This is a genomic window from Roseibium hamelinense, assembly GCF_007830545.1.
Classification (GTDB): domain Bacteria; phylum Pseudomonadota; class Alphaproteobacteria; order Rhizobiales; family Stappiaceae; genus Roseibium; species Roseibium hamelinense.
Window position 1 is genome coordinate 150853 of the sequence record NZ_VLLF01000006.1, and the last position, 17336, is coordinate 168188.

Below are 17336 nucleotides of genomic sequence, written 5' to 3' on the forward strand. Positions count from 1 at the left end.
CGACAATTGATCGCCTGAACACGAATACAGAGGACCGGCCCGCATTCTGGGCCGGTCCCCACTCCAAAGCACTGGCTCCGCTGAAAGCCAACGTCAAGAAAACAGGACGCGGAGCCAAAATGTGCCGGCCTATTGCGGGGCGGGCGTCCACATTCTGGAGGGACATATGGGGGACATCCTACAGCTGGTCCTGAAGAGACTTGGCTTAGGTGTGATCACGCTTCTCGTGGTTTCTATCCTGATCTTTTTTGCAGTTGAACTTCTTCCCGGCGACATCGCGCAAGCGGTTCTCGGCCAAGGGGCCACCGACGAGACCGTGGCGGCCTTGCGGCAGAAACTCGGCCTCGACCAGCCTGCTATCCTGCGCTACTTCCAATGGCTCGGCGGGGCCTTGACCGGAGATTTTGGCGTATCGCTGGTGTCGGGCGAACGCGTGAGCGCGGCGATTACCGATCGGTTTGTCAACACGCTATTCCTTGCGTCTTACGCTGCCGTGATTGCGGTTCCGATCTCGATCATTCTGGGTGTTATCGTTGCGCTGTTGCGCAATACGTTATTCGACCGTGTGGCAAACGTCGCCACACTGACGTCGATCTCGTCTCCCGAGTTCTTTCTCGGCTACATACTGATCCTGTATTTCGCCGTCAAGACAAGCTACTTCCCTGCGATCGCGAGCCTCAGCGCCGATATGACTTTTGGCGAGCTTCTTCACCGGACGTTTCTTCCTGCGTTGACGCTGGTACTGGTCGTGACTGCCCACATGATGCGCATGACGCGCGCTGCCATCATCAATCTGCTGGCTTCGCCGTATATCGAGATGGCGCGTCTCAAGGGGGTCCCGCCCTGGAAGATCATCGTAAAGCACGCATTGCCGAACGCATGGGCACCAATCATCAATGTTGTTGCCCTGAATTTGGCCTATCTCATCACGGGGGTTGTCCTCGTTGAGGTTGTTTTCGTGTATCCGGGGATTGGCCAGCTGCTGGTAGATGCGGTTGCCAAACGCGACTTCCCGATTGTTCAGGCATGCTGCCTTATTTTCGCAGCAACCTTCATCCTGCTCAACCTTGCAGCAGATGTTGGGGCCATCTTGACCAATCCGCGTTTGCGGCATCCAAAGTGAGGGCAGCGATATGAGCACATTCGTTATCGGCTACTACGCGCTGCTGATTGGGGCATCTTGCCTTGCGGCGTTTTATCAGAAACGGCAAATCTTTATTCTGGTCTTTTCCCTGACTTTGGTTTCCTTCGTCATGGGAATCATTGGCGGCGTTTCGGCCCTGCGTTTCATTACGATCGCCGCCGGGCTTCTGGCTCTTGCCGCCGGAACGTCATTCGCATTCCGAGAGTTCCTCATTATCATCACCCCCGGAAGGCGTGGCGAAGGAATTGCGGACAGCTCCGTTGACGGCGGCCTTTGGCATGTTCGTTATTTTCACATATGCAATCGCCGGAATATTCGCGCCTGTGATCGCACCATTTGGCGAGGCTGAAGTCATTTCATCGGCTTTTGCACCGCCTGATGCAAACATGCTTCTGGGTGCCGATCAGCTTGGCCGCGACATGTTTAGTCGCATCATTTATGGGGCACGAAATACCGTCGGACTTGCGCTCCTTGCGACCATGCTTGCATTTTTGATGGGGGCTTTGGGCGGGTTGCTGGCTGCAACCAAGGGCGGCTGGTTTGACCAGTTCATGGGCCGGCTCGCCGACGTTATCATGTCGGTTCCATCTTTGATCTTTGCGCTCTTGATGCTGAGTATCTTCGGAACCAACCTGACAGTTATCGTCGTTGTCGTTGCCGTGATCTACTCACCGCGCGTCTTCCGCTTGACCCGTGCTGTTGCCGGCAACGTTGTCGTGATGGACTATATCGAGGCTGCCAAGCTGCGCGGTGAGGGAACTTGGTACCTAATCCGCAAGGAAATCCTTCCGAACTCAACAGCGCCTTTGATCGCCGAGTTCGGCCTGGAATTCTGCTTTGTCTTTCTCTTGATCGCCGGTCTGTCTTTCCTCGGTCTTGGCATTCAGCCGCCGACCGCGGACTGGGGGTCCATGGTGCGGGAAAACGCGACGCTGATTTCCTTTGGTGAAATCACGCCGTTGATCCCAGCCGCAGCAATTGCGCTTCTGACCGTTGCTGTGAACTTTGTTGTTGACTGGATGCTGTTCCGGTCTTCTGGCCTGAAGGAGGTTTGAGCATGGTTCCGAAAAAAGATGTCCTGCTCGAAATCAAGGATCTTCGGATTGAGGGCTATTCGGATGAGAAGTGGATCGAGATTGTCCATGGCATCGACCTTACCCTTCATAAGGGTGAGGTGCTGGGTCTGATCGGCGAGTCTGGCGCTGGCAAATCAACGATCGGCCTGGCATCGATGGGCTTTGCCCGCGACGGGTGCCGGATTTCCGGTGGCTCGATTGAATTCGACGGCATGGAGCTGACCACCACCCCTGAAAACGATCTGCGTGCTCTTCGCGGTTCCCGGATTGCTTACGTTGCTCAATCTGCGGCCGCATCCTTCAATCCGGCACATCGTATCATTGATCAGCATACCGAAGCCCCGATTCAGTATCGGATCCAGAAACGGGTTGAGGCGCAAGAGGATGCGATGGAGCTGTACCATCGGTTGCGGCTACCGAATCCGGACGAGATCGGGTTTCGTTATCCGCACCAGGTGTCAGGCGGGCAGCTGCAGCGGGCAATGACCGCGATGGCCATGGCGTGCCGGCCGGATCTGATCATTTTCGATGAACCGACCACGGCGCTGGATGTGACAACGCAGATCGAGGTGCTTGCAGCGATCCGTGACATTGTCGATCAGTTCAATACGGCTGCGATCTATATTACTCACGACCTCGCTGTTGTTGCGCAGATGGCTGACACCATCAAGGTGCTCTTGAAAGGCGAAGAGGTCGAAGAGGCGCCGACCGCGCAGATGCTCGACAAGCCTAAAGAGGAGTATACCAAAAGCTTGTGGGCTGTTCGCAGCTTCAAGCGTCCGCAAAAACAGCGTCCAACAGGTGCAGACGCCGTGCCGATTGTTTCGGTGCAAGGCATTGACGCTGCTTATGGCAAGACCAAGGTCCTGGATGACGTGTCCTTCGACATCTACCCGGGCATGACTGTTGCTGTTGTTGGCGAATCTGGTTCTGGCAAATCGACGACGGCCCGGTGCATCACCGGGTTGCTCCCGCCAACAAAGGGCAAGATCCTTTTCAAGGGAGAAGAGTTGCCTGCGCGCTATCAAGACCGTTCGAAAGATCAGTTGCGACAAGCGCAGATGATCTACCAGATGGCCGATACTGCGCTTAATCCTAAAATTAGGATTTGCGATATCATCGGCCGCCCGGCGCAGTTCTATAGCGGGCTTCATGGCGGAGCTTTGAAAACACGCGTAGATGAGCTTTTGGACTTGATCGAACTTGATCCGGCCAAATTCTACAGCCGCTATCCGCCAGAATTGTCGGGAGGCCAGAAACAACGTGTCGGCATAGCGCGGGCCTTGGCTGCTGATCCCGCTTTCATAATCTGCGATGAGGTTACAAGCGCACTGGACCAACTGGTGGCTGAAGGAATTTTGAAGCTGCTCGATCGGCTTCAACAGGAGTTTAATCTCGCCTACATGTTCATCACACACGATCTTGCGACTGTGCGCTCAATCGCGGACGAGGTTGTTGTGATGCAGCGCGGCAAGGTCGTCGAGCAGGGGCCAAAAGACGAGATGTTCACACCGCCCCACCATCCTTATACAGACCTGCTTTTGTCGTCGGTGCCGGAAATGGACCCGAACTGGCTCACAACACTTCTCGAAGAACGCGGTGTTGACGACATTGGCGAAGCGGCCGACGTATAACGCAACAAGAACCCCCGTGCACCGCATGGGGGTTCGCTTTGGGTCAATCTAAAGTGTTCGGGCGTTCTCAGCCGACCATCATGTAGCCAGACAAAACCATAGCGCCAACCAGAACGGCATAAACGCCGACAACTGCTTGCCAAGAACCACTGTGCTGTCTGTACTCACGGATCCAATCATCACGGGTCATTCCGACCTCCTAAACTGCCCAAAACCGACGTTGGGATGATGCGTTTGCTGTTAGTGCGACAGGTAGACGAGGGGGGTTAAGATTTCAATGCACAGATTTTAAAAACTGTCTGCTTTTTCCGCATAGCTGATTTGTTTGTTATTCAGATGGTGCATGACCCGTTAAACTGGGGCGCCAAATCGGCTGAAACGCGACGAAAATACGATCTAGACCCGCCAAAATCATGCCTAGCCATACTGTTTTTGACCGCTCCAAAAAACTCTGTTGGAGTGCCCTTGGCAAAATGGCTTGCTGTTGGCTCACCATGAGTGGCGAGCGGGACGGATAAGGAAACGGCTTGCCATTTCCAGTTTCTGACGCACTACTGGTGAGATGACAAACGGGTAGAGATCTTCCAAGCCCATAGAGCGGTTCACATGATTGAGGGCAATGCCCAAGTCCAGCGCCTCCGACAGCCAGTCCATTTCCCGGGGTGCGGGCGGAGACTGCCGCTGAACTGCCATACCCACGGCCCGCGCACTGTCGATCACATCCCATAGGTGAAGCACATGCGATGCTGTCTCTGCCCAGTCTTCGTGCGGATGGCTGGAGGCATAGGCGGTTATGTAGTTGTCACGCCAATTGGATGCAGGCCCTTGCGCATAGTAATTATCGAGTGCTGAACCGTAGTCCGTTGCCTCGTCACCGAAAAGAGCGTGAAATTCTGGAAGAAATGCGGTCTCGTCTGACAGCCGGATAAACAAGAAATGCGCAATTTCATGCCGGAAATGGCCGAGCATCGTTCGGTAGGGCTCGCTCAAGTTCTCTCTGCGCCGCACGATTTCTGTTGGATCTGCCTCGGCGACATCGATCACAATATGCCCGTCCGCATGACCCATGACCGGCTGGCTTCGGCCGAAGGTGCCGCGTTCAGCGAGTAGGTCAAAACTAGGGCGTGGTCCGGGATCGCCTGCACTGAACCAACCGATACTGATTAAATTCGCGAGCACCCACCGTTTTGCCGCTTCGGAAATTTTCCAGAGTTCTTGGTTTTCTTCCAAGCCGATATCCGGGGTCGTTATGGTCATTTGGCAAGATGCGCAAAGAAAACGTCCACCGCAGGTCGCCCAGTTGCACGAAATTTGATCGCGGTTTTCGCAAGCGGGTGCACTATCTCGCATCTCGTCCGCATCAGGATCATAGAAAAGCTCCGTTCCGCAGGTGCATGCAAGATTTTCGAAATAAACAGTCCCACGGCACTGAGGGCATTTATAGAGACGCATTTCATTGCCCTTTTTCGGTTTTTGCGTTGTCAGCGCCAATGCTGTCGCCCGACTAATTCACGGGTTTTCGCGCATGCCTTGATCAGTTCAGCGCGGAACGACATCGACGCTTTGTTTTGTTGTCTGGCTACCGGATGTTCGCAGGACACCCTTAACGGGTGCGATATCGCTGTAGTCGCGACCACGCGCGACCACGATATGATCTGATCCGACCCTAAGCGCGTTCGTCGGATCGTATTCGACCCAGCCGATCTCAACGCCGCACCATGCGCGGACCCAGGCGTGCATGGCGTCTGCGCCTTCCAGACGGTCCATACCTTCAGGTGGCAAAGTTCTCAGAAAACCGCTGACATAGCCAGCCGGAATGCCGATGCTTCGCAAACACGAGATCATGATGTGGGTGAAGTCCTGACATACGCCGTGGCGGTTTTCAAAGGCTTCAAGCGCGGCCGTCTCGACCGTTGTTGCCTCGGCATCGAATGCCATATCGTCGTAAAGCGCTTTGCCGATCGCTTCAACCGCGCTGAGCACGGTCATGTCGCTGTGCGTGTGTTGCAATGCGTAATCGTGAAACAAAAGGTCCGAGACTATCCTGGGAGATGCGCCTAAAAAATGGACCGGTTGGTCCGGCGACATCGATCGCACTTGGCTGATTTCCGTGGGCAAAATCCGCAAGGGCGGCGATATATCCAGGCCGACTGGTGCTGCCATGCGATCAATGCGGGCTTGAACATTAAAGGCGATCTTGGACAACGGCGCCCGGTAAGCGACTTCGGTGACATTATTGCCGAAAAAGTCGGTTCTATCCCTACGTTCATCCGGGTGTGGTTCCGGGTGCAAGGCGCCGAGAATAAGTCGTTGTTCGCCTTGTATGATTGCAGGAAGCAAGCGTAGTGTATGACGTCCCGCATCTGCCCGGCTGCCATATTCATACGAGATCGAAAGAGAGATGTCGTAAATCACGCAGGCCTCTCCATTGCATATAGGTTTCGGAAATATCTTCAGACAATTCTGCGATCGCTTCGCCAATCTCCCTGAGCCGATCCGGTGTTAGGGTATCCGGTTTCGAGATGGCCAATGATGTATGCACTTCGAGAACGGCACGTGATAGGTCCGACAGCTGGCCGTGCTTGTCAGCGCCTGGCAACTCGGTCAAATGTTCTTTAAGTTCGTTTAGCTGATAAAGGATTGCCCGTGGATTGCGGGTGTCAAGCGCCAGAAGGTCGAGGACTGGAGGGCTGCTCATGGTGACCGTGTAGCGGCGGGTCATTGACATTGAGCTGTCGGCGACTTCAAGGACCAGCTCCAGCGAGCCTTCGGGTGCGTTCGGTTCTGTGAAATCGGCAAGCAGTTGCGCCGTAGCATACGCCCGCTCCAGTGAACGTCCGATCCCAAGAAAACGCCAGCCCGTGAGCCGGTACATGTTTTCATGCACTAGTCCCGAAAATCCAGTGATCTTGCGCAAAAGCAGTCCCATGTCCTGAACGGCGTCTTCGCGGGTGCGTATGGACGATTGCATGATTTCAGCGGTTTGGGCCAGATCTGTTAAGGCCAGCCATCCATCTTGTGAAAACCGCTCTCGCACTTTGCTCGCGCTCAAGACGGCCGAGTTAAGTGTGGTCTTCAGCCCGTCCGGAACATTCTTGGTTGGATAAATGTCCAGGACCTTCAGGAAGGTTCGGGCCCGGGAGACAAGTGGAGCCTCCGGGTCGTCAGCTTCAGACAGGCGCGTGTGATAGGCGCGTAACATACGTATGACCGCCTCGGCACGCTCTACATAGCGTCCGAGCCAAAACAGGTTGTCAGCAGCTCTTGAGGGAAGTACGCCCGGCTGGGTGCGAACGTATTGGGTCTGCTGCCGCTTGAACAGCGTGTCTCCGTCCACGGACGGTTTTCCGCTGATCCAGACATCCGCGGCAGATCCTCCGGCCTGCATCGCGATTGCGCTCGGATCGTTTGTTTGGCCGATACGGGCAAAACCGCCCGACATCACCTCCCACCCGGTTTGAGTTCGCGCAAGAAACACACGCAAGCTCATGGGGCGCGGCGTGAGGGCCCCATCGGAATAAGCCGGTGTGGTGGACAGGGTCACAGCTTCCTGGGCAACAAGCTGGTGCCCATTGGTGTCAAGCCAGCTGTTGATTGTTTGGTCGCTCACCGCTGTTTGCTGATCCTTGATGGCCTTGCTATCAGACACCTCGAACGGAAGCGCGGTTGAAAGAGCATTGCTGAACAACATCCGTTCGGCGTTGCCGGCGACGTAGTGTCGGGCCGCCTCACTGCCGCACCACCATGTCGCAACATTTGGAAGTTTCAGGGGCTCGCCGCGCCACGCCTCGCAAATGCGCGGCAAAAACGCAAGCAGTGCACGGGTTTCGACAACGCCTGCGCCGAGGGCATTGACCATAGTCACGCGCCCCGAACGCACTGCTTCGATAAGGCCTGGTGTTCCAATTCGGGAGTTTTCGTTAAGCTCCAGCGGATCCGCCCAGGCGGCATCCAGGCGACGCCACAACACGCTGATCGGGTGCGATCCTGTTACCGTGCGCACCATGAGCTTGCCGTTTTCGACCGTTAGGTCCTCACCCTCCAGCAGCATGAAACCAAGGTATCGGGCAATGTAGGCGTGTTCGAAGTAGGTATCGTTGTGAAGACCAGGGGTGAGGACGGCTGCCCGGCTGTTCGGTTCGGCCCGCAAGTCCAGCAACTGGTCCCGAAAGCGGCGGAAAAAACCCGCCAGACGCTGAACGTTGGCGCGCGCGAAGAACTCGTTAAAAATGCGCCGCGTCGCTACCCTGTTTTCCAAAGCAAATCCGGCCCCGGAAGGGGCCTGTGCCCTATCGCCCAGGACCCACCACATGCCATCTGGTCCGCGCCCGATTTCGAATGCGAGGAAATGCAGAAAATGGCCCGATCCCGGCGTAACGCCGACCAGTGGACGGAGCCATTCGGGGCTCTGTCCGAGCAAACTTGCCGGCAAATATCCGTCGGCAACGAGCTGGTTTGGTCCATAAAGGTCTGCAACAATGTCTTCAAGCAACTCTGCGCGTTGTATCAAGCCAGTGGCAATCGTATTCCACTCATTGGCGTCGATAATGACTGGGATGTGGCTGAGCGGCCATTCCCGTTCGGCTGCGACTTGATCGCCGTATTGACGATAGAAAACACCGGCATCTTTCAGGTATTGGTTCCCGCGTGCAAACCGCTGAGCGATGCTGTCCGCCGACAAGTTGGACAAGTGTTTGAGGAAGGGTCTCCAGACCGGGCGGACCTGTCCTTCGGCATCCAGCAATTCGTCTGAAACACCGTTCAGCGGAACGTAGGATGCGATCAGGTGGTTGATTTCCCCTGTGTCTTGAGAGGCCCTTGAGGTTGTCATTGAGCTAGGTTCCAGCAGGTCGTCTCAAGTCGAGCGTTAACGGAAACTCCGGATGTGGCAAGTCCTGCGACGGTTCAAAGGAACCAGGACTGTGTCCGTGCGCTTCGAAACGGGCCAGACGCCGCGCCTGGGCCTCGTTCCCGTTGACCGGGAATGTCTCATAGTTCCGGCCGCCCGGATGAGCAACATGATAAACGCAGCCGCCGATGGCTCTATTGCTCCAGCAGTCGTAAATGTCAAAGGTTAATGGGGCATCGACAGGATGTACGGGATGAAGGGCCATCGCCGGTTGCCATGCTTTGAACCGAACGCCGCCGACGGAGACGCCATTGGTTTCGGTCTTGCGCAAGGGTACCGGACGCCGGTTGCAGGTTACCCGGTACCGGTCGGGATCCGTTGCGGTCAATTTGACCTGCAGCCGCTCTGTCGAGCTGTCGGTGAAGCGGACCGTACCGCCGATTGCACCGGTCTCGCCCAGCACGTGCCATGGCTCCAGCGCCTGTCGGATTTCCAAACCGACGCCCTCAACCTCAATTTCCCCACAGAAAGGAAATCTGAATTCGCTCTGCGCCAGAAACCATTCAGGACGCATAGAAAAACCATGTGACGTCAAATCCTGGAGCACTTCCAGAAAGTCGGTCCATACGAAATGCGGTAGCATGAACCGGTCGTGGAGAGACGTTCCCCAACGTGTGAAGTTACCGCCGATTGGGTTTTCCCAAAACATCGCAATCAGTGCTCTGATAAGGACTTGTTGGGCCAGGCTCATGCGCGGGTCGGGGGGCATTTCGAAACCGCGAAACTCGATTAGTCCCAAGCGGCCTGTTGGGCCGTCGGGTGAATAGAGTTTATCGATGCAGATTTCGGCCCTGTGGGTGTTGCCTGTGACGTCCACCAGCATGTTCCGCAAAAGTCTATCGACGAGCCACGGAAATGCTGTTGGACCTTCATCTGGCCGCTTGATTTGAGCAAGGGCCACCTCTAGCTCATACAAGCCGTCATGCCGGGCTTCGTCAACTCTTGGGGACTGGCTAGTCGGCCCGATGAAGAGACCGGAGAACAAATAGGACAGGCTTGGGTGACGCTGCCAGTACAAAATCAAGCTACGAAGCAGGTAGGGGCGCCTCAAAAAAGGGCTGTCTAGCGGTGTTGCGCCACCGACGACGACATGATTTCCACCACCGGTTCCGGTGTGCTTGCCGTCGATCATATATTTGTCGGCGCCGAGCCGGCATTGCCGGGCCTCTTCATAAACAGCCTCCGTCGTCGAAACGCAGTCTTTCCAGTTTGAGGCCGGGTGAATGTTCACCTCGATCACGCCAGGATCTGGGGCCACACGAATTACATTCATGCGGGGGTCTGCCGGTGGCGCGTACCCCTCGATATGGACTTTCAGCCCTAGTTTTTCTGCCGAGCTTTCGGCACAGGCGACGAGTTCGAGATAGTCCTCGATGCGTTCAACCGGCGGCATGAAGATGCAAAGGCGGCCATCACGAGGCTCAATGCTCATGGCCGTCCGCACAGCACTGGCGCCGATATCGGCTCCCAGTGTTTGCTCGTGACGCTGCTGTTTTTCATCTGACGCCGAAAAATGGGCGACATCTTGCGCGCGTTCATCCGGCTGCGGGCCTACAGGGAACTCCGGGAGCGGCCCTTTCGGCTCTGTCGGATCTGCCATATTGATGTAGGGATATTGTGCCGGCGGCACATAAGGTAGTGCTTCCAAGGGCAAGCGGAACCCGACCGGACTGTCGCCGGGTATGAGAAAAAGCGCGTCGCGGCGCAGTCTCCATCGCTCGGAACGCCAACGTTTACCGCCCGCTTTCGACTGCCAACGCTGGATCGGCAATACATAGCCGCTGGGCGTTGTTAGGCCCCGGTCAAAGACCTTCGCAATCCTGTGACGGGCCTCAGGATCCTCCAGTTTGGAATTTTGCGGCGATACGTTTTCCGGAAGCTGAGCTTCCTTAACGAGCCACTCTGCCGGATCCTCAAAAGCAGGAACGACGAAGTCGGCCTCAAGGTCGAGGGTCCTGGCCATGGTTTGCAGCAGGGCTTCGGCCTCTCGCGGAGATGCCGCGGTGGGATCGGCCTCTTCGGCAATGAGGTCTGGATTGTTCCAGATGGGCTTGTGGTCGCGGCGCCAGTAAAGCGAAAAAGTCCATCGTGGCAGGGTTTCGCCCGGGTACCATTTGCCTTGCCCGTAGTGAAGGAACCCGCCAGGCGCAAACCTTTTACGCAATCGGCGGATCAGCTTGTCGGCAAGACCTCTTTTTGTGGGGCCAACGGCATCGGTGTTCCATTCGGCCGCTTCAAAGTCATCGATCGAGACAAAGGTCGGTTCGCCGCCCATGGTGAGCCGGACATCACCGGCTTGCAGCTTTGCGTCAACCTGTTCTCCCAATTTGTTAAGTGCATGCCAGGCGTCTTCGGAAAACGGCATCGTAATTCGCGGGTGTTCGGCGACCCGTGCCACTTTCATGTCGAACGAAAAATCAACCTCAGCAGCACTCGCCAATCCGACGATCGGCGCGGCGTTCCGGTAGTGAGGCGTTGCAGCGACCGGGATGTGGCTCTCGCCCGCCAGAAGACCTGAAGTCGGATCTAGCCCGATCCAGCCGGCACCGGGCAGATAGACTTCAACCCAGGCATGGAGATCGGTGAAATCATGGTCGGTTCCGGACGGGCCATCCAGCGCTTCGAGATCCGGCTTCAGCTGAATGAGATATCCGGAAACAAAACGGGCGGCAAAACCGAGGTTTCTGAGTGCTTGAACCAAAAGCCAGCTGGAATCTCGGCAAGAGCCGGTGCCTTTCTCAAAGGTTTCTTCCGGGGTTTGAACGCCCGGCTCCATTCGAATGATGTAGCCGACTTCACTTGCGATACGCGCGTTGAGATTGACAATAAAGTCGACGCTGCGGATCCTGTCTCTTGGTGTTGCTTCAAGAAATGCCTGTAAATGCGGCCCGACCGGTTCCGTCCGCCGGTATATTTCGAGATCATCTCGCTGATCTTCCGGATAGTCGAACGGCCAATGCTCGGCGGTTTCTTCGACAAAGAAATCAAATGGATTGTAGACCGACATGTCTGCGATCAGGTCGACTTCGATCTTGAATTCGCGCACTGGCTCAGGAAACACGAACCGGGCAAGCCAGTTGCCATAAGGGTCCTGCTGGTGATTGACGAAATGATCGCTTGGGCTGACTTTTAGCGAATGCGATATGACTCGTGTTCTGCTGTGGGGCGCAGGCCTAAGCCTAATGATCTGGGGGCTTAACACGACCGGCCGGTCGTATCGGTAGTGGGTCAAATGGTAAATGCTGGCGCGTATCGACATCGTCCACCCAAGATCATTCAAAGAATGACCGCAGCGTTTCACAAAAGACCGCAGCGTACCATGCCTTTTTCAAGTTTGATTGAGTGCATGCATCCTTGTCGAGCCATCGGAATGTTGATCCGTACCCGCGAGAAGTCGCTTTGCCTTTCCTGGCGTTATTCGCGCTCGCCGACCCGACGGCCCGCTCCGCTTGGCGGCGTGAGCCGCGAATGAGCGTCTGCATATTCGGCCAATCGGGCCTGAACCTGCGGTCCGGGCAGAGCTGTTTTGCGGGTTGTCAGGTCGACATGCAAAAGCAGTGTCTCAACGGTTGCGGCGGCCGTTCCCTTGCTGCCGTAAAGCGTGTGGAACAAATGCAAAGTCTTGCCCGAGCCTTTCAGCACCTGCGTGGTGATGGTCAGACGTTCGCCTGCCAATAGCTCTTTGAGATAGCAGATGTGGTTTTCGACGGTGAAATAGCTCCGGCCTCCAGCGATGTATTCGGCATCCGCGCCGATCATTTCCATGAACCGGTCCGTTGCCGCTGCTGCGGCTTCAAGATAATGGGTTTCGTTCATGTGTCCGTTGTAGTCGGTCCAGCTCTGTGGGATTACCCGGTCGCCTGTGACGGGCAGGGCAGTCGGCCCGGCAGTGGGAAGCTGCTGCTCATGCTGGACCAGAATGCCGCCTGCTCCGGTGCCGGTTTTTTTCAATGCGCGCATCATGCCGACGAGATTGTCATCGCGCAGGCGTTCCAGCTCGCGGATTGACAGGTGGCCGGACTGAGAGTCCGATTGACCGGCGATCAGATCGACAAGTTCATCTGTAAACTCTGGAACATCCATCAGCTTTGTCCACGGCCATGCGAGCGCAGGGCCGAACTGGGCCATGAAATGCTTCATACCGGCTTCACCGCCAGCAATGCGGTAGGTTTCGAACAGCCCCATCTGAGCCCACCTGATACCAAAACCCATTCGAATTGCTTCATCGATTTCTTCCGTTGTTGCAACACCGTCCTTCACCAGCCAGAGGCTTTCGCGCCAGACGGCCTCAAGCAGCCGGTCGGCGATATGGGCATCGATTTCCTTGCGCACTGTGAGCGGAAACATGCCGATGGATTTCAAGAGGTTTGAAGCGTGGGCCGTTTGGTCCGCGTCGCCGACAAGTTCGACCAGCGGCAGCAGGTAGACCGGGTTGAATGGGTGGGCGACGATGGCCCGCGCACCGTTTGCGTTCAGTTCAGACGGTTTGAAGCCGGAGGTCGACGACCCGATTACCGCAGCCGTGGCAGCGTTCTCCGAAAGGGGGCCCAGGACTTTGTGTTTCAGCTCCAGCCGTTCCGGCACGCTTTCCTGAATCCAGTCCGCGTTTTTGGCGGCGCGGGCAAGGTCGTCCTCAAAAGTCAGTGTTCCTTCCGGCGGTAGGGCTCGGTCATACAAGCCTGGCAAGCTGCGGCGCGCATTCCCGATAGCCTCGCCAAGCTTGCGCTCGGCCTCCGGGTCAGGATCATGAACGGCGACATCCCAGCCGTTGAGAAGAAACCGGGCGGCCCAACCGCCGCCGATGACCCCGCCGCCGATAATCAGAGCTTTCATTGCGGCGCCCTCTTGGTCAGACCGAGTTTGTGGCGCACGTCCTGCGGCCCGATTATTTTTGCGCCCATGCCCTCGATAACGCCAACCGCCTTTTCGACCAGTTGCGCGTTGGTGGCGAGCACACCTTTTTCGAGGAACAGATTGTCTTCCAGTCCGACCCGGGCGTTGCCACCAGCCAACACAGCCGCTGCGGCGTAAGGCATCTGATCCCGCCCTAGACTGAAGGCTGACCACATCCAGTATTCTGGGATTGCGTTGACCATGGCCAAAAACGTGTTGAGGTCGTTCGGGGCGCCCCAGGGCACGCCCATGCACAGCTGAACAAGGGCTGGGGAGGTGAGGGTGCCTTCGCTGACAAGCTGTTTGGCAAACCAAAGATGCCCGGTGTCGAACGCCTCGATTTCCGCTTTGACGCCCAAATCGGTCATCATGCCGCCCATGGTGCGCAGCATTCCGGGTGTGTTGGTCATGACATAATCGGCTTCGGCAAAGTTCAACGTGCCGCAATCCAGCGTGCAGATTTCCGGCAGGCATTCCTTGATGTGGGCCATGCGGGCGGTAGCGCCGATCATGTCGGTCGCTTCTTCGTTCAATGGGAAGGGGGCTTCGGGCGACCCGAACACGATGTCGCCGCCCATCCCGGCCGTCAGGTTGAGCACCACATCCACGTCAGCGGCGCGGATCAGATCGGTCACTTCCCGGTAAAGATCCAAGCGCCGCGACGGCGTGCCGGTTTCTGGGTCGCGCACATGGCAGTGAACGATGGCTGCACCGGCCTTTGCCGCGTCGATCGCGCTGTCGGCAATCTGTTTGGGGCTGCGCGGCACATGCTGGGACTTGTCCTGCGTGCCGCCCGATCCGGTGACGGCGGCGGTGATGAAAACCTCCCGGTTCATGGCTAACGGCATTGTTGTCTCCCTTACTGGCCTTTCCAGACCGGATCGCGTTTCTCGGCAAAGGCGCGGGCGCCTTCCTTTTCGTCTTCGGACCTGTAGAGCGTCTCCACTGTTGCAAATTGGCTTTTGGTGATCCGGTTCATGGCGTCCTGAAACTTCATGTCTTCGGCTTCGCGGACGATTTCCTTGATGGCGGCATAAACAAGCGGCGGGCCGGAGGCGAGCAGTTCGGCCAGCTTCCACGCTTCGCTCATAAGGTCATTTGCCGGGTAAGTATGATTGATCAGGCCCCACCGGGCGGCCTCTTCCGCCTCCAGCCAGCGGCCGGTGAACAGCATTTCCATGGCGATGTGATAGGGGATGCGTTTGGGCAGCTTGAGGCTTGCCGCATCGGCGACTGTCCCGGACCGGATTTCCGGCAAAGCGAATGTGGCATGGTCTGCCGCCAAGATCATGTCCGCGGACAGTGCCAATTCCAGGCCGCCGCCGCAGCAAATGCCGTTGACCGCGGCAACCACCGGCTTGTTGAGCCCCCGCAGCTCCTGCAATCCGCCAAATCCGCCTTTTCCATAGTCGCCATCGACCGCGTCCCCGCAGGCGGCCGCCTTCAGGTCCCAGCCCGGGCAGAAGAATTTTTCGCCGGCGCCGGTGACGATGGCCACACGCAAGTCGGGATCATCGCGGAATTCGGTGAATACCTCGCCCATGATCCGGCTGGTGGCCAGGTCAATGGCATTGGCTTTCGGCCGGTCCAGCGTGACCGCTAGAATATGGCCCTTTCGTTCAGTTTTGATCGGGTTAAGGCTCATGAAATTCTCCGCAGGTGATCAGAGCATCGGCCGCGATCGCGAAATCTGCGCCGCATAAGAGCGGGTTGATTTCGATCTCGGCAACCGGCTCCGACAGCGCATAGGCTTGCACTGCCATGACAGCGTCGATGATGGCCTCTAGGTCGCAAGCGGATGCGCCCCGGTAGCCGTCCAGAACCCTTGCATATGATAGTGTTTCGAGCGCGGCTTCGACGTCGGTGCGCTCAACCGGCAGCAGCAGAGACGCTCGGTCATTCAAGATCTCGGTCAGGACACCGCCCGCCGCTAGGGTTAGCACAAGGCCATGGGCAGGATCGTTGATCACGCCGACCAGAAGTTCGGCCAGAACGTCCGTCACCATCTCTTCAATCAAAAAGCTGCCGGCCGGCATGGCACACGCCGCGGTCATGACCGCGTTTTTGTCCTGAAGATTGAGCGCTACCGCGCCAGCTTCGCTCTTGTGGGCAATGCCGAGACCCTTCAGAACCACGGGAAATAGCAGTTCCTGCGCTGCCAATGCCGCCGATGCAGGGCAGTCGGCACGCCGGTTTTGCGGCACACGCAGGTGAAAGGCGCTCAAAGCGCGTTTTGCGGCCTCTTCGTTCAAGGTTTTCAGGCTGTCCGGCACATGCGGGCGGTGGATCGGATGGGGATTAGGGGCTGCCGCAGCGGCGTAGGCCGCCTCGAGCGCGCCCATCGCATCGCGCAATCCGCTCAGTGGCACGATTCCGTTGCCGATGAGCTCGGCGGCCAGTGCCTCGGGCATACCCTCGCTCAGGGAAGTGAGCACGGCAAACGGCTTCCCCGACGCAGCTTTCGCGCGTTTGACCGCTTCCACGGTCTTCAGCCAGGCCGCCGGGTCACAGCGGTCCAGGCGCGGGATGTCCAAAATGACGATGCCGAGCGCGGGCGGACCATCCATCATGGCCGAAAATGCTCGGCTCATCGCGTTGGCATCGCCCCATATGTAGGTGTGATAGTCGAGCGGATTTGCTAGGGCGACCTTCGGCCCGAGCGCCTCCCGCAGGCCGGCTTTCTGGCGGTTCGATAAAGCAGGAAAGCTGAGGGTCGTGTCTATGGCAAGGTCTGCGATCAGTCCTGCTTCGCCGCCCGAACAGGAGAGAGAGGCAAGATCGGGGGAGGCCAGGGCTCCGGCCACATGTACGACTTTCAGGGCTTCGAGCAGCACGGGCAGATCCCGTACCTCCGCGATGCCGAGCCGTTCAAAAAGCGCGGACGCGCCGGCTGAACTTCCGGCCAGAGAGGCGGTATGCGAAACTGTTGCGGCGCGCGCCTGCTCCGATCGGCCCACCTTAAGCGCAACAACCGGTTTGCCGAGCGCGTGCGCTTTGCGCGCGAAGGCCTCGAATGCGGTAAGATCATCGATGCCTTCAATGTGAAGACCAATCGCGGTCACCCGGTCATCATCCAGGAGCGCGGACCCGATTTCGGAAATTCCAATCTGGGCCTGGTTTCCTGCTGTGACAAGATAGGCCACTGGAAGCCCTCGCGTCTGCATCGTGAGGTTCAGTGCAATGTTGGATGATTGGGCGACAATGGCCACGCCCTTCTTGACGCGCGCCAAGCCGTGTTGGTCCGGCCACAGGGCGGCCCCGTCGAGGGCGTTGATGTAACCATAGCAATTCGGGCCGAGGATCGGCATGGCCCCTGCAGCTGCAATCAGATCGGCCTGAAGGCCGGTCCCGTCGCTTAGTTCTTCTGCTGCTTCTTGGAAGCCGGAGGCAAAGCATATGGCTCCGCCAGCTCCCATTGAGCGCAGTTCCTGCACTATTTTGACAGTCTTATGGCGGTTGATGCCCACAAAAGCCGCGTCAGGCGGCCTTGGGAGGTTGCTGAGGCTCGGTACGGCTCTACAGCCTGCGATTTCCGTCCGTTGCGGGTGAACCGCCTCCAGCGTGCCTTGAAAGTCGTTTGCGTGGCACGCCCGGATGACGTTCTCACACCAGGTGCCGCCGCCGATGACGGCGATGTATTGTGGTCGCAGCAACCTATCGAGCCCACGGAAGGTCATCGG

13 protein-coding genes and 1 pseudogene are annotated in these 17336 nt (G+C 57.5%); 4 read left to right on the forward strand and 10 right to left on the reverse strand.

What is annotated here, in order from left to right; genetic code table 11:
• Positions 1-166: 166 nt before the first annotated feature.
• The 4 genes from JM93_RS13310 to JM93_RS13325 are packed head-to-tail and all read left to right on the forward strand — an operon-like array spanning position 167 to position 3854.
• On the forward strand, positions 167-1123 hold the full coding sequence (locus tag JM93_RS13310) for an ABC transporter permease (RefSeq protein ID WP_145344176.1): 957 nt from the start codon (positions 167-169) through the stop codon (positions 1121-1123).
• A gap of 10 nt (positions 1124-1133) precedes the next feature.
• Positions 1134-1493: a hypothetical protein gene (locus JM93_RS13315; RefSeq protein WP_145344177.1), complete on the forward strand. Its 360-nt coding sequence runs from the start codon at positions 1134-1136 to the stop codon at positions 1491-1493.
• Complete coding sequence (locus JM93_RS13320; protein ID WP_145344179.1) at positions 1423-2199, forward strand: ABC transporter permease; 777 nt, start codon at positions 1423-1425, stop codon at positions 2197-2199. Before JM93_RS13315 ends, JM93_RS13320 begins: the two co-directional genes overlap by 71 nt.
• Before the next feature lie 2 nt (positions 2200-2201).
• Entirely contained in the window at positions 2202-3854 is a 1653-nt protein-coding gene (locus JM93_RS13325; protein WP_145344181.1) for an ABC transporter ATP-binding protein, read from the forward strand.
• 67 nt (positions 3855-3921) lie between these two features.
• Here JM93_RS13325 and JM93_RS22280 read toward each other — a convergent pair whose 3' ends face one another.
• The 10 genes and pseudogenes from JM93_RS22280 to JM93_RS13365 all read right to left on the reverse strand — a co-directional run bounded on the left by JM93_RS22280 (position 3922) and on the right by JM93_RS13365 (position 17333).
• Entirely contained in the window at positions 3922-4044 is a 123-nt protein-coding gene (locus tag JM93_RS22280) for a hypothetical protein (RefSeq protein WP_280114427.1), read from the reverse strand.
• 299 nt (positions 4045-4343) lie between these two features.
• Positions 4344-5111: a putative zinc-binding metallopeptidase gene (locus JM93_RS13330; protein WP_208995187.1), complete on the reverse strand. Its 768-nt coding sequence runs from the start codon at positions 5109-5111 to the stop codon at positions 4344-4346.
• A gap of 99 nt (positions 5112-5210) precedes the next feature.
• Positions 5211-5306 (reverse strand): annotated as a pseudogene (locus JM93_RS22415) (zinc-ribbon domain-containing protein); the annotation flags it as partial.
• 87 nt (positions 5307-5393) lie between these two features.
• Complete coding sequence (locus tag JM93_RS13335) at positions 5394-6269, reverse strand: transglutaminase family protein (protein WP_145344185.1); 876 nt, start codon at positions 6267-6269, stop codon at positions 5394-5396.
• Positions 6235-8685, reverse strand: coding sequence for a circularly permuted type 2 ATP-grasp protein (locus JM93_RS13340; RefSeq protein WP_145344187.1), 2451 nt, complete (start codon positions 8683-8685; stop codon positions 6235-6237). Before JM93_RS13340 ends, JM93_RS13335 begins: the two co-directional genes overlap by 35 nt.
• 4 nt (positions 8686-8689) lie before the next feature.
• Entirely contained in the window at positions 8690-12022 is a 3333-nt protein-coding gene (locus tag JM93_RS13345; protein WP_145344189.1) for a transglutaminase family protein, read from the reverse strand.
• Between the two features lie 155 nt (positions 12023-12177).
• Positions 12178-13596, reverse strand: a complete 1419-nt coding sequence (locus JM93_RS13350; RefSeq protein ID WP_145344191.1) for a carnitine 3-dehydrogenase — start codon at positions 13594-13596, stop codon at positions 12178-12180.
• A complete protein-coding gene (gene bcoG / locus JM93_RS13355) occupies positions 13593-14504 on the reverse strand; it encodes a 3-dehydrocarnitine:acetyl-CoA trimethylamine transferase BcoG (protein ID WP_145344193.1) in 912 nt (303 codons plus the stop codon). Before bcoG ends, JM93_RS13350 begins: the two co-directional genes overlap by 4 nt.
• 11 nt (positions 14505-14515) lie before the next feature.
• Positions 14516-15301, reverse strand: coding sequence for a carnitinyl-CoA dehydratase (locus JM93_RS13360; RefSeq protein ID WP_145344195.1), 786 nt, complete (start codon positions 15299-15301; stop codon positions 14516-14518).
• Positions 15291-17333 (reverse strand): acetate--CoA ligase family protein, encoded by a 2043-nt coding sequence (locus tag JM93_RS13365; protein ID WP_145344197.1) that lies wholly within the window; start codon positions 17331-17333, stop codon positions 15291-15293. The genes JM93_RS13360 and JM93_RS13365 overlap by 11 nt, the downstream gene beginning before the upstream one ends.
• Positions 17334-17336 lie beyond the last annotated feature (3 nt).